The sequence below is a fragment of the Bacteroides sp. GD17 genome (assembly GCF_038448625.1).
Classification (GTDB): domain Bacteria; phylum Bacteroidota; class Bacteroidia; order Bacteroidales; family Bacteroidaceae; genus Bacteroides.
In genome coordinates this window covers 146,233-159,987 of the sequence record NZ_JBCEZS010000001.1, presented here as the reverse complement: position 1 = coordinate 159,987, position 13,755 = coordinate 146,233, and the positions used below count along the sequence as shown (strand labels likewise).

The 13,755-nt window shown below is 45.0% G+C and carries 15 protein-coding genes; 9 read left to right on the top strand and 6 right to left on the bottom strand.

Annotation, left to right across the window (positions count from 1 at the left end; all coding sequences use genetic code 11):
* Positions 1-454 precede the first annotated feature (454 nt).
* The 3 genes from AAE250_RS00580 to AAE250_RS00570 form a co-directional block, all read right to left on the bottom strand.
* Positions 455-772 carry a helix-turn-helix domain-containing protein gene (locus AAE250_RS00580; RefSeq protein ID WP_294599432.1) on the bottom strand — a complete coding sequence of 106 codons (318 nt, stop codon included), beginning with the start codon at positions 770-772 and terminating at the stop codon, positions 455-457.
* A 2-nt stretch (positions 773-774) separates the two neighbouring features.
* Positions 775-1,119, bottom strand: a complete 345-nt coding sequence (locus AAE250_RS00575; protein WP_294599434.1) for a type II toxin-antitoxin system RelE/ParE family toxin — start codon at positions 1,117-1,119, stop codon at positions 775-777.
* A gap of 250 nt (positions 1,120-1,369) precedes the next feature.
* Positions 1,370-1,789 carry a hypothetical protein gene (locus tag AAE250_RS00570; RefSeq protein WP_294599437.1) on the bottom strand — a complete coding sequence of 140 codons (420 nt, stop codon included), beginning with the start codon at positions 1,787-1,789 and terminating at the stop codon, positions 1,370-1,372.
* Between the two features lie 362 nt (positions 1,790-2,151).
* Between AAE250_RS00570 and AAE250_RS00565 the strand changes: the two genes are divergently transcribed.
* Entirely contained in the window at positions 2,152-3,834 is a 1,683-nt protein-coding gene (locus tag AAE250_RS00565; protein WP_294599438.1) for a hypothetical protein, read from the top strand.
* Entirely contained in the window at positions 3,831-5,300 is a 1,470-nt protein-coding gene (locus AAE250_RS00560) for a hypothetical protein (RefSeq protein ID WP_294599441.1), read from the top strand. Before AAE250_RS00565 ends, AAE250_RS00560 begins: the two co-directional genes overlap by 4 nt.
* Before the next feature lie 107 nt (positions 5,301-5,407).
* Here AAE250_RS00560 and AAE250_RS00555 read toward each other — a convergent pair whose 3' ends face one another.
* Positions 5,408-6,028: an outer membrane beta-barrel protein gene (locus tag AAE250_RS00555; protein WP_294599444.1), complete on the bottom strand. Its 621-nt coding sequence runs from the start codon at positions 6,026-6,028 to the stop codon at positions 5,408-5,410.
* A gap of 253 nt (positions 6,029-6,281) precedes the next feature.
* Here AAE250_RS00555 and AAE250_RS00550 point away from each other — a divergent pair, with 253 nt between their 5' ends.
* Entirely contained in the window at positions 6,282-6,503 is a 222-nt protein-coding gene (locus tag AAE250_RS00550; RefSeq protein ID WP_294599448.1) for a DUF3791 domain-containing protein, read from the top strand.
* A 64-nt stretch (positions 6,504-6,567) separates the two neighbouring features.
* On the opposite strand, the gene AAE250_RS00545 is transcribed toward AAE250_RS00550, so the two are convergent.
* Both AAE250_RS00545 and AAE250_RS00540 read right to left on the bottom strand, forming a co-directional pair.
* On the bottom strand, positions 6,568-6,837 hold the full coding sequence (locus AAE250_RS00545; protein ID WP_294599449.1) for a type II toxin-antitoxin system RelE/ParE family toxin: 270 nt from the start codon (positions 6,835-6,837) through the stop codon (positions 6,568-6,570).
* A gap of 2 nt (positions 6,838-6,839) precedes the next feature.
* Entirely contained in the window at positions 6,840-7,091 is a 252-nt protein-coding gene (locus AAE250_RS00540; RefSeq protein WP_294599452.1) for a toxin-antitoxin system HicB family antitoxin, read from the bottom strand.
* Positions 7,092-7,306: 215 nt separating this feature from the next.
* Here AAE250_RS00540 and mnmG point away from each other — a divergent pair, with 215 nt between their 5' ends.
* From mnmG to deoC, 6 genes are all read left to right on the top strand, one after another.
* On the top strand, positions 7,307-9,181 hold the full coding sequence (gene mnmG / locus AAE250_RS00535; RefSeq protein WP_294599454.1) for a tRNA uridine-5-carboxymethylaminomethyl(34) synthesis enzyme MnmG: 1,875 nt from the start codon (positions 7,307-7,309) through the stop codon (positions 9,179-9,181).
* 56 nt (positions 9,182-9,237) lie between these two features.
* On the top strand, positions 9,238-9,762 hold the full coding sequence (locus AAE250_RS00530) for an adenine phosphoribosyltransferase (RefSeq protein WP_294599457.1): 525 nt from the start codon (positions 9,238-9,240) through the stop codon (positions 9,760-9,762).
* Positions 9,763-10,095: 333 nt separating this feature from the next.
* Positions 10,096-11,922 (top strand): excinuclease ABC subunit UvrC, encoded by a 1,827-nt coding sequence (gene uvrC, locus AAE250_RS00525; RefSeq protein ID WP_294599459.1) that lies wholly within the window; start codon positions 10,096-10,098, stop codon positions 11,920-11,922.
* Positions 11,923-12,001: 79 nt separating this feature from the next.
* Positions 12,002-12,454, top strand: a complete 453-nt coding sequence (gene dtd, locus AAE250_RS00520; RefSeq protein ID WP_294599461.1) for a D-aminoacyl-tRNA deacylase — start codon at positions 12,002-12,004, stop codon at positions 12,452-12,454.
* Positions 12,454-12,792 (top strand): nucleotide pyrophosphohydrolase, encoded by a 339-nt coding sequence (locus AAE250_RS00515; protein ID WP_294599463.1) that lies wholly within the window; start codon positions 12,454-12,456, stop codon positions 12,790-12,792. The genes dtd and AAE250_RS00515 overlap by 1 nt, the downstream gene beginning before the upstream one ends.
* A complete protein-coding gene (gene deoC / locus AAE250_RS00510; protein ID WP_294599466.1) occupies positions 12,779-13,681 on the top strand; it encodes a deoxyribose-phosphate aldolase in 903 nt (300 codons plus the stop codon). Before AAE250_RS00515 ends, deoC begins: the two co-directional genes overlap by 14 nt.
* The last annotated feature ends 74 nt before the right edge of the window (positions 13,682-13,755 follow it).

Genomic DNA, 13,755 nt, shown 5'->3' with positions numbered 1-13,755 from the left:
GTTACCTACACGCTTTTTCTTGGAAAAATCAAGTTTTATTCATATATAAAATGCTTGCACACAATTACTTTACTTCCTTTTTGCAAGCTTTTCCTGAATGTAGCCAAATAACATCTATTAACATGGAAAATGATGGTTTTCGACGGTTTCTTTGTCGAATAAGCGGGCAAATGATTATTTATCTATCAAGACATAAGAACAAAAGAGCATATTTAGGATAATTCTGTCTTCTGCTCTCATGTACTTCTTTTGTCTTAAAGACAGCCTCCTGTTAAGTGCAGTAAATAAGAAAGTTACAGTTTCCTACGGTAGGAAACGCGCGTTCCTACAGCAGGAAACTGCAGTTTCCATTGATTGGGAACGACCGTTTCCATAAAGAGAAACGCGCGTTCCCATTAGAGGAAACTGTCGTTCCCATGAGCGGAAACGAGCGTTTCCTTCAGTAGAAATCCGCTTACCATAATGCTACATTGCCCAAAGAACCTAATTCAAGACTAGCTGATTTTACTCCCATTGCTTTAAAGGCCCTTACAATAGTAGAAAAAGTGACACTTTTTCCACTTTCTATTTTGGATATTTGGGCCTTCTGAACTCCCATAAGTTCTCCAAGTTGTTCTTGTGTAAGATTCTTGGATTCTCTTGCTTGCTTGATGGCTTCTCCAATGAGGAAATTATTTATATCAGCTTCATATTTATCCCGTCTTGGAGTTCCTTCAGTTCCTACTACAGCATCCAACATTTCTTCGTGGGTGTATAACTTTAATTCTGCCATAATTACTTATTTTTAGAGTTAAAATATTCTTTCCTTATTTCTTGTGCTTTGGCTATTTCTTTGGGTGGTGTCTTTTGACTTTTCTTCGTAAAGCCATGAGTAGCCACTACCAAAGTATCGGCATCAGTATCCCAAAATGCAAGTAATCTATATGCTATTCCGCTATAAATGGTTCTAAACTCCCAAATATCTGTATCACCTAATTTTTTAAAAAGTTCCTTATCTAAAACAAGCATACTTTTCCCAATATTATAGGCTATTTTATCTCTTACTTTTTCATTAAGGGATTGAAGAAACTCTATCGATTCCTGCATATAGACTACTTGAAATTTAGGTTTCTGTTCCATTTCATTGTTGTTTAACATTACAAAGGTAATTAAAGTTTCTAATTTAGGAAACTTTATCCTGCACTTTCTTTGATAACAGATATTAAATATTAAATTAACCTCCTGATTATTAACAAACTAAAATCTTTCGCCCGTCCCCGTCCCAGCGGATTTGCAAATCATAGGTGATCGAAAGATTCTTGCCCGTCCCAAATACAAACATATCATTTTAGGAAACTGCCGTTCCCATAAGCAGAAACGAGCGTTTCCTTCAGTAGAAACGGAGTAGGCAATATTTTTTGATTTTATTCAGAAGCCTAAGGCACATTGTTTCCATTCTGGTTCGACCACTCCACCGGGCTAACTTAATCAGTACTTCTTCATTAGTGGGTTCCCAAAATCCCAATACAAGGGTTTCGGTATTGAAAATATGTAGCAGGCAGTTGTGGGTTAAAATAAAAAGGAGTCGGTCTCTATAGAGTATGCTGAATATATCTTCAATGTCTAACCAGTATTCCACAACGGCTTCACTGTTGGAATCGGAAGGCGGAGAGAGAAACAAAATCTGATTGTCCTCAATAATGAGATTGTATTGCATGTTCAATGGAGCAAGGATCTTCATTATTTGACTTTCAGTCTGCCGTTTCATTGTGCGGACAACGTTAAATAGTTCTTCATCAAGGGTTTTCATATCGTCCTTAGATTTTAAAGTATATAATTGCCCTTGTTCCTTTTAAGCAAAAAGAAGTCGGACGTGCTATTGCATATCTACCTAAGGAGAGGCACTGGTATACCCGAACTACCAATAAACATGCTCACACGACCGACCTTAAGTCGCTCGCATGAAACAAATTCATTGAAGTAGTTCTTTTTGACTTAAATAAAATTACCAGTTTTTCTCCTTATCAAAAAATTGCTTCAATACGCCGTATTTCTCTTCGGCTTACGGTGCAAATATACTGCATTTATTCCTAAATGTATACATTCCATCCTTATTTTCTTTAGTATCCGAATAAAAAGCTTATCTTTGCTTCCACAACAATAACAGAACACATGAACTTACATCTTCCACCTATGAACCGCACATTCTTCCTTGTATCACTACTCCTGTTACTTCTATGCCAAGGGTGCAAAGAAGAGGAAGAAAACCCGAATTTTGAGAATCCGAGCATTAGCATCAGTTCCTTCACCATACAATCTACCGACCGTTGCACTATCAAGCTCAGCATAGACTTGGGCAACGGATTCAGCACACAAAAAGCATACCTGCAACTCTACGACTTGAGTGACGCAGATGCAGAACCCACCTTCCTGCCCGTAGAGCTTGGCAAGGACCGGCTACAGCAGCCCGAGCTAACCATCACTGCGCCTCAAACGGCACACGACTACCTGGTACGCGCCTGCCTGGAAACTAAAAAGAATACCTTCACAACTCCCACACAGACCTTGTACTTCTCCGCACGAACCCATCATTTTGAGATCGGTAATCCCTATATCTTCACATCCGAAAGCGACCCGGAATTCCCTTTCCTGGAAGATGATGTACGAATAATGCCACATCCGGGAGAGTATTTCCTTATCATCACAAACGTTGACTGGAACACCCGGTACAGTACCCTGGATGTGAAACTGAACAAAAAGATTTCATTAAAGCATGACGGCAACTTTGACTATGGCACTTTGGGAGCTTATATACCCGATGAAATTGCACCGGGAGACTATACGGTGACTATTTATATAGACGAAGAGGAATTTGAGGTCGAAGGCACTATACGGATATTGCCTTGGAGCAGCCGTACCCCCTCCACCACTGCACCGACAAGGTTCTACTCTATCGGAGCATGGTTTCACATCGACTCCGAAAATTATATCATCCAATATGCCGACTTGTCGGAATCGAGTATCAGCTATAATTTGTATGCCTACAACTTCAATGAACAGAGATGGAGCACCAAACAACAATGGACGCTGCCACGCGACCAAACTCCCCTAATGGCCGTCAGCTGCCGGAACGAAGCCTATTGCATAGTAAGGAAGATTGACGAAGGGAACAACTACTACAACGGCGAAAGTCTGTTCTATCACTATCAGGCCGAATACGACAGATGGACGCAGGTGACTACCTATCCGGGAGAAGGGAATCAGGATTATGCCCTCTTTTCCATCGGAAAATACATCTACATGGGTGCCGGAAGAAAAATAAATAAAATCGATATAGGCAACTATACTGAAGAGCCCCGACAAGACTTCTGGCGCTACGATACAGAAGCCGGTCGCTGGGAGAAGTTGGCTCCCGTTCCTTTTGAATGCCGCCAATACCACAGCGTCAATTCCACTTGCTCGGATGAGCACACCGCCTACCTCTTCCTGATGGACCGTACTCTCTGGAGCTATCATCCCGAGAACGATCTTTGGGAACAAGAAGAGTCCCTGCGTTCGGGCAGTTTCGAACGCGTTAACAGCAATATCATCCTTTACAACGGAAAAATATGTCTGATTGGCAGCGAACAATCTTATAAGAAATGGATGACCGACGTACAAATATACGATCCCGCTACACGGCAATGGCAGCTCATGGCAATTTATCATTTCTATAGCTATATGAGTACCGGCTTCACCCCGCCGGTTCACATACATAACGGACACATCTTTGTGGGACCTCTCGAAAAGATTTCCAATACCCCTTATCATGAAGAAGACCCTTGTTTCATCGAAATAATTCCGCAAGAACCATGAAAACACTATTTTTATATCTCTCCATCCTATCGTTCTGCCTGCTGGCCGGTGCATGCAGCAAAGACATTGAAGAACCTGAAATAAGCAAGTCAGGCGACCTGAACATCACATTCGGCGACTTCAAGATGACGTTACAGGACATCACCGACACGCATGTGTCCATCAGTTGGGAAAGCTGCGGAGCAGATGCCAAATATGACCTTTTCATCGATGGAAAACGCATCACAAGTACTCTTGACGACCAAGGATATGACCTGATGTTCCATGAACTGAATGTCCTGTCTCCGGGCACCACTTACCGTCTCACCATCAGAGCGATGCGAAACAACAACATCGTTAAATACGCCCATGCAGAATTCACCACTGAAAAGTCAGCTCTTATCAGTCGCCTTTTTGTAAGTCTCGACCCCTACGAATACGAGCAATATGAATGGACCGACATCCGGCCGACAACGGACAACGGCCTGTTGGCCATAGCTACGACCCGCAAGCACTACGGCAGCTACTACCGTACCCTCGTAAAACTGAACAAGGACGGAAAAACAGAATGGCTGCACGACTACGCCCATCCACAGGGCGACACACATTCCAGTATCCCCAGTGCTACCCACTTTAACGAAGACGGCACATTACTGTTAGTGCATTGGGACTACGTGATGCACTTGAATGCCCGGGGTGAATTATTGCAATACTATCCCTTTTACGAACCAGTATCCGATGCCATCACTCTCGTGGATGCCCGGTTCACCGCACAGGGAAAGCTGCTCGTCATCGGCTATTCTTACCGCAACGGACAGAAAGGAGAACAGCCTTATTGCCAATACTATACTGCATTAGTAAACGCTGACGGTACCCAAAAAGAGGAACACTACAGCGGCACCTCCGATTACAATAAGTTACTGAAGATGGAAACATCCACTGAGAATGCTTTTATAGCCGTCGGCTCCAATGATCAAGGGATGACTTTGCTCACCCTCAATGCCCAAGGAATCATTGAGCGGGAGGAAGTCTATGATATTGGAGATAACGAGAACATACCTTACTTCAGTCTGCGAGGCAGCAATGGAGAGATTTATTTCGCCGGAGAGCAAAGCTATTGGCCGGGCGGTTACAAGAACTCCCAAAGTTTCCTGCTGAAACTCTCAGCGGAAGGGAAGATAGACCAACAGTTATTCTACCCGCAATCTGTGGGTTATTTCCCCAGCCTCAAGTCAATCAGAATACTCGAAAAGGGTGGATTTATTCTCACAGCTACCGACTACCGGGGTTGCAGCATCATACTGACTGATGCAGAAGGGACAGTAAAATGGGCATTGGGCATCAATGATAGCGCCGGCTTCGGGAATATCATTTATGCCGACGTTGACGAGGCACAACAACTGCTCACAGTCATCGGCAGCTACGGGCAAGTGGCGAAAATTGATCTCAAAGGATATATCAAGGAGCCTTTCCTTATGCTCGAGTAAAGGACATGGCTTTAAAGCAAAGTTCAGTAAGCTAAAAGGAGATACCCCCCCTGCAATGCAGCACCAGATGCGGCATCTTTCACATATCCGGTGACGGCATTCTTTCGCTAAAACAAGACCTTTACGCCTGCCATGCCACAACCTGCACTGCCCACGCCACCTTCAGCAAAAAGAGCCAAGTGTTTGGCGAAATTCCATTCCACCCCCACCGGCATTACTTGCCAAGCCACACATTTATCGTCCTCCATAGCAGCGGAAGACAGATTCATATCTTCGGAAGAAACATCAAAAAGATTCATCTTTCCTTTCTCCACCAGCATAAGTCCGATGCCTGCACGTGAGTAGAAAGTACACTGTCCTAAATGAAGCCACGCATATTTACCGGTAAGCATCACGGTGTGACATGTATTTTTTATATCGGCCAACGGTATAGACGATCCCAAAACAACATCCCGCTTCACCGTAGCGTAAGAATAGGAAATTCCTATAGCCAAAGGATCGGAGACATGAAACATATAGCCGGCATTAATTGTACCGGAAAACCGTTTGTTATCAGTGGAATATGCAGCATTTACAGTACCATTCACCGGCAATCCCGGTTCCGGAACAGATGTTACAGGCGCAATACCATAACCTACAAAGAATTCATGCTTCGAAGTTGATTCCTGAGCATACAAGGTCACGGTAGACAGTAGAATAAATAATAAAGTTAGATGGCGTTTATTCATTGTTCTTAGGATTTAAGCGTAATATATTTTATTAAAAATAATGCAAAATACACAGAAGGCAATCAATATGCCGATATTTTTACACATTGTTAACTCTCAAAAGAGACAAATACCTTGAAAAGTGTATGCAGACATCCGTACTTTACATAGATCAAGTAAACTTGGGGAAGGGAGAAAAACGAAGTAATCGGTTTGGAATCTATGGAATTAGTGCTATTTTTGCAGTAAAGTCAAATCTTTGTAGATTAATAGCATGGATATGAATTTCGAGCAGTTGAATTTTACAACCTATTGTGTGGGAAATCTTGCGGAGGCGCTGAAAATGAGTGCAAGCAAAGTTTACCGATTGCTACGTACATCAGGTATCTTAAATAGCTATCTGATACCCGGCTATGACGTGCTTCATACATTCAGCCGGGAATACATCGTAGAAGATTTGATAGCGTGCATGAAAGAGAAAGGAGTGCTGCCATGAAGAAATACATGCTATTGCTAGCTATCAAACGATATATACTGCACAATCGGAATTAATAGCAGCATCAGAAGAGTTCGGAATGACTCCCAAGCCTCAATAACTTTATAACCTTTTCTTCTTCATCTATCCAAATAAGAAGCAAATCATTCTCAACATGACACTCCAAGCACCCCTTATAATTGCCTATAAGGCTATGAAGATTATACTCTTTAGGTAATGTTCCGGTTTGGCTTAACAAAAGAATAACTTTCTTCAGATTTGCAATTTTCTTCGGATTATTCTGTATTCTCTTCAGGTCTTTCCTGAATTGCTTAGTAGTTTTTACTTCTTTCATATCTATAAAGAAGCGACGAATTTCTCAAAGTCCTGTACATCCAAGGTTTCTAAATCCTTGTTCTCTTTAGCATCTTTCATAGCCTCTAATGTTGTCCGATTGGGTGTCTTATAAACAACATCCATCAAAACACTTTCCACATAGTTATTCAAGCTACGATTTGCTTTCCTGGCTTCCACTTTCAAACGTTCAAGCAAATCCTCACTCAAACGGAATGCAGTCTGCTTTTTAGGGGATAATATGATATTTTCCATACTAAGTGTTATTAACTATAGCACAAATGTATAACACTTTTATAACAAATGCAAGTAAATCTCCTAAAAACAGTACGAAGATCTGCTGCCACCCATCCGCAAGCGGCTGGAACGATAACATACGTACATTTGCGCTGTCATAAACAAAATTAAAGAAGCGTGGTCGCAATGCAACTTTTTCGTAACTTTGCACGGTTTTAAAATACACTGAGCGAATGGAGTTTAAGTATGACGTTATTGTAATCGGTGCCGGACACGCTGGTTGTGAGGCTGCTGCTGCTGCTGCAAACCTGGGGTCGAAGACCTGTCTTATCACGATGGATATGAATAAGATTGGTCAGATGAGTTGTAACCCGGCAGTGGGAGGCATCGCCAAAGGACAGATAGTACGCGAGATAGATGCATTGGGTGGATATATGGGATTGGTCACAGACCAGACCGCTATTCAGTTCCGCATCCTGAACCGCTCTAAAGGTCCTGCCATGTGGAGCCCACGCGCACAATGCGACCGCAACAAGTTTATCTGGGCCTGGCGGGAGATTCTGGAGAACACCGAAAACCTGCATATCTGGCAAGATACTGTACGCGAAATCCTCGTTGAAAACGGAGAAATTGTGGGGGTAGATACCCTATGGGGAGTGACCTTCCGCGCCAAGTGTGTAGTGCTGACTGCCGGCACTTTCCTCAACGGATTGATGCACGTAGGCCGCACCATGCTGCCCGGCGGACGTATGGCAGAGCCTGCATCTTACCAATTAACCGAATCCATCGCAAAACATGGCATCACTTACGGACGCATGAAGACGGGAACACCCGTACGCATCGACGGCCGGAGCGTGCATTACGACCAGATGGAGATTCAGGATGGAGAGAATGACTTCCACAAGTTCTCCTTTATGAATACCGGCGTACGCCACCTGAAGCAGCTTCCTTGCTGGACTTGCTTCACCAATGAGGAAGTACACCACATACTGAGAGAAGGACTTCCGGATTCTCCCCTTTTCAACGGGCAAATTCAAAGCATCGGCCCGCGCTACTGTCCAAGCATAGAAACCAAGATCGTGACTTTCCCCGACAAACCGCAACACCAGCTTTTCCTGGAACCGGAAGGTGAAACCACACAAGAACTTTATCTGAACGGTTTCTCTTCGTCACTGCCAATGGATATACAGATTGCGGCGCTGAAAAAAATACCGGCATTCAAAGACTTGGTGATTTACCGTCCGGGCTACGCCATCGAGTACGACTACTTCGACCCTACGCAGCTAAAACATACGTTGGAAACGAAGAAAATCAAGAATCTCTTCTTTGCCGGACAAGTAAACGGGACTACCGGTTACGAAGAAGCAGCCGGACAAGGTATCATCGCAGGTATCAATGCGCACATCAACTGCCACGGCGGAGAGCCTTTTACCTTGGCACGCGACGAAGCATATATCGGCGTTTTAATCGACGATTTGGTAACCAAAGGAGTAGACGAGCCTTATCGTATGTTTACTTCACGCGCCGAATACCGCATCTTACTCCGTATGGACGACGCTGACATGCGCCTTACCGAAAAGGCATGGAAGCTGGGTCTGGTGAAAGAAGATCGTTACGAACTGCTGAAGCAAAAGCGGGAAGCAGTAAATCGGATTATAGATTTTGCCCGGAATTACTCGATGAAACCGGCATTAATCAATCCGGTGCTCGAAGAGCTCGGCACTACCCCACTCCGCCAAGGCTGCAAACTGATAGACTTGATCAACCGTCCGCAAGTAACCATTGAAAATATGGCGGAACATGTCAGTGCCTTCAAACGCGAGCTGGATAAAATTTCCGATAGAAAGGAGGAAATTATCGAAGCCGCAGAGATCCTTATTAAATACGAAGGCTACATAGGACGTGAACGAATCATCGCAGACAAACTGGCAAGACTGGAAAGCATTAAGATAAAAGGGAAATTCGATTATAATTCCATTCAGTCCCTTTCCACCGAAGCCAGACAAAAGTTAGTAAAGATAGACCCGGAAACAATAGCTCAAGCGAGCCGAATTCCGGGAGTATCTCCGAGCGATATCAACGTGTTGCTGGTACTTTGCGGGAGATAAGAGGTGAAGTTCCACGTGAAACAAAGAATTCAATAAACGTATTAAATAAACTGATTATGAGCAAAGAAACACTCATCAAAAGCATTCGGGAAATTCCCGACTTTCCGATTCCGGGAATACTGTTCTACGACGTAACTACTCTATTCAAGGACCCGGCTGCCTTACAGGAACTCTCTGACACCTTATACGAAATGTACAAGGACAAAGGTATAACAAAGGTAGTAGGCATAGAATCCAGAGGGTTCATCATGGGGCCTATTCTTGCCACAAGATTAGGGGCAGGTTTTATCCCCATCCGCAAACCGGGCAAGCTGCCGGCAGAAACCATCGAAGAAAGCTATGACAAAGAGTATGGCAAAGACACCGTACAGATGCATAAAGATGCCATCGATGAAAATGACGTAGTGTTACTCCACGATGATTTATTGGCTACGGGCGGAACAATGGAGGCTGCCTGCAAGTTAGTAAAGCAGATGAATCCGAAGAAGGTATTTGTAAACTTCATCATCGAGTTGAAAGAGCTTCACGGAAAGGAAGTATTCGGCAATGATGTAGAGGTAGAGGCGGTGCTTTCGCTATAGTATAAATGATAATTTAGGGGCGTAGCGCCCCGGCAAGGTTTCCATTCGGTTTACTTGCGCAGCCAAGCCTGAAGGGCTTCCATCTATCAGCCCAGGGCAACGCCCTGGGTAATAATGCACCTCTATCTCTGCGCCCTGAAAGGGCAAAAGCCCGTTATACAATCTTATGCCCTTTCAGGGCGCAAGGTGAGGGGACGTTCTTAAACCCAGGGCGTTGCCCTGGGCTGATAGATGAAAGCCTTTCAGGCTTTGCCGGACTAATAAATCGAAGCCTTTCAGGCTTGCTGCGCAAGTAATACGAATGTGGAGGAACGAAGATAAACATTTATTTTTATGGAAGAACTCAGAACCAACGATTATCTGAAAGGGATTGTTTCCAACCTTCCCGAAAGCCCCGGTATTTATCAATACTTGAATACCGAAGGAACCATCATATACGTAGGCAAGGCAAAGAATCTAAAGCGAAGAGTGTCCTCCTACTTCAACCGCGAGCACGAGCCGGGGAAAACGCGCGTACTGGTAAGCAAGATCGCCGACATACGCTACATCGTAGTCAACTCCGAAGAAGACGCGTTATTGCTGGAAAACAACCTCATCAAGAAATACAAGCCACGCTACAACGTACTGCTGAAGGACGACAAGACCTACCCTTCCATCTGCGTGCAAAACGAATACTTTCCGCGTGTATTCAAAACCCGGAGAGTTATCCGCAACGGTTCTTCCTACTACGGGCCTTACAGCCACATGCCCTCCATGCAGGCTGTGCTCGACCTCATCAAGCATCTATACCCCTTGCGTACCTGCAACCTGAACCTTTCCCCTGAGAATATCTCCGCCGGGAAGTTCAACGTCTGCCTGGAATATCACATCAAGAACTGTGCAGGTCCTTGCATCGGCAAGCAAACCCAGGAAGATTATCTGAAAAACATCGCTGAAATCAAGGAAATCCTCAAAGGAAACACCCAGGAAATAGAGCGGATGCTCCTCCAACGGATGCAGGAACTCGCCGCCGAAATGAGGTTTGAAGAGGCACAGGCAATCAAGGAAAAGTATCTGCTGCTGGAAAGTTACCGCGCCAAATCGGAGGTAGTAAGCAACGTACTGCACAACATCGACGTATTCTCCATCGAAGAAGACAGCGATGAAAAGTCCGCTTTCATCAACTATCTGCACATCACAAACGGAGCCGTCAACCAGGCATTCACCTTTGAGTACAAGAAGCGCCTGAATGAAACAAAAGAGGAGCTTCTTTCATTGGGTATCATCGAAATGAGAGAGCGGTACAAGAGCCTTTCACGCGAAATCATCGTGCCTTTCGAGTTGGACATGGAATTGAAAGACGTCGTTTTCACCATCCCCCAGCGAGGAGACAAGAAGAAGCTGCTGGAGCTCTCCATTCTGAACGTAAAGCAGTACAAAGCCGACCGCCTGAAGCAGTCCGAAAAACTGAATCCGGAACAGCGCACCGTACGCCTCCTGAAAGAAATCCAGCAAGAACTGCACCTTGAGCGCCTTCCGATGCAGATAGAATGCTTTGATAACTCCAATATCCAAGGCTCGGACCCCGTGGCCGGTTGCGTTGTTTTCGTAAAGGGAAAGCCCTCCAAAAAGGACTACCGGAAATATAATATCAAGACCGTAGAAGGCCCGGATGACTATGCCTCTATGAAAGAGGTCGTAAAACGCCGCTATCAGCGTGCTATCGAAGAGAAGCTACCCCTACCCGACCTCCTTATTACCGACGGCGGAAAAGGGCAAATGAGCGCCGTAAAAGAGGTCATAGACGAATTACAGCTGAATATCCCCATTGCCGGCCTTGCCAAAGACGGCAAGCACCGCACTTCGGAACTGCTCTACGGCTTTCCACCCCAAACCATCGGACTGAAACAGAATACCCCCCTCTTCCGCCTGCTGACGCAGATACAGGATGAGGTACACCGTTTTGCCATCACCTTCCACCGCGACAAGCGCAGCAAACGGCAGATTGCATCGGCACTGGACGAAATAAAAGGCATTGGCGAGAAGACAAAAGCCACCCTGCTCAAGCAGTTCAAGAGCGTGAAACGCATCAAGGAAGCACCTTTGGAAGAGTTGGTAAGCGCTGTAGGAGAAGCAAAAGCTGAAATCATACAGAAGCACTTTTCTTCCACAAGTGTCTAACAAATCAGACATAAAGCCAGGACTTTAACCGAATTTATTCGTAACTTTGCGGCCCGGGAAAGTTTAAATTAAGACGAACATGAGAGTAGTTATACAACGCGCCGGACATGCCTCCGTCACCATCAACGGAACCTGCAAATCTGCTATCGGAAAGGGACTTCTGATACTGATAGGCATCGAAGATACCGATGGGCAAGAGGACATCGAATGGCTTTGCAAGAAGATTGTCAATCTCCGTATCTTCGACGATGAAAACGGAGTGATGAACAAATCGATCCTCGATATCAACGGTGAGATACTGGTAATCAGCCAGTTCACTTTACATGCTTCTACCAAGAAAGGCAACCGCCCGTCTTACATCCGGGCTGCCAAACCGGAAATATCCATTCCGCTGTATGAACAATTCTGCAAAGAGTTAAGTTTTGCATTAGGCAGAGAGATAGGTACCGGTGAATTTGGAGCCGATATGAAGGTAGAATTATTGAACGATGGTCCCGTGACCATCTGTATGGATACAAAAAATAAAGAATAATGACATTAGAAGAAGCACAGAAACAAGTGGACTCCTGGATCAAGGAGTACGGAGTACGCTATTTCAGCGAACTCACCAATATGGCCGTATTGACCGAAGAAGTGGGCGAATTGGCCCGCGTCATGGCACGCAAATACGGCGACCAGTCCTTCAAGGAAGGAGAACGGGATAACCTCGACGATGAAATGGCCGACGTTCTCTGGGTACTTCTCTGCATTGCAAACCAGACCGGAGTCAACCTGACCGAAGCCTTCCGCCGCAACCTCGAGAAGAAAACCAAACGTGACCAGACCAGACATATCAACAACCCTAAATTGACGAATCATGGAGAAGAATGAGTCAACCCAAAACAAGTATGATGCCACCCTGGCAAAGTACAACACCCAGCTGGATGATGCAGAAGTAGCTGCACAAGTATCCAAAATTATAACCGAGAAAGTGCCGGCAAACGACACACCGGAAGTGAAGAAATTCTTATTCAACTGCATCGACCTCACCACGCTGAACAGTACGGACAGTGACGAAAGCGTGATGAAGTTTACCCAAAAAGTAAACCAGTTCGACGAAGAATTCCCCGATCTGAAGAACGTGGCAGCCATCTGCGTCTATCCCAATTTTGCTGAAGTGGTGAAAGATACGCTGGAAGTAGAAGATGTAAAGATAGCTTGTGTATCAGCAGGTTTCCCCTCTTCACAGACGTTCATCGAAGTGAAAGTGGCAGAAACGGCAATGGCCATCATGGACGGAGCCGACGAGATAGACATTGTTATCTCAGTAGGCAAGTTCCTGGCAGGAGATTATGAAACGATGTGCGACGAGATACAGGAGCTCAAAGAGACTTGCAAGGAACATCATCTGAAAGTAATCCTGGAAACGGGAGCCCTGAAGACAGCTTCCAACATCAAGAAAGCCTCTATCCTATCCATGTATGCAGGAGCCGATTTCATCAAGACTTCTACCGGCAAACAGCAGCCTGCCGCCACTCCGGAAGCTGCCTTTGTAATGTGCCAGGCTATCAAGGAATATTACGATCTGACGGGCAATAAGATCGGTTTCAAGCCCGCAGGAGGCATCAATTGCGTGAACGACGCATTGATTTATTACACCATTGTCAAGGAAGTATTGGGAGAGGAATGGCTGAATAATGAACTATTCCGCCTGGGAACCAGTCGCCTTGCCAATCTGCTGCTTTCGGAAATAAAGGGTGAGGAGATGAAGTTCTTCTAAGCATTTAAAAGAGCTATCCGTCATTCAGAGCGAAGCGAAGAATCTACTCTCGTAATATAAGGGAGTAGATTCTT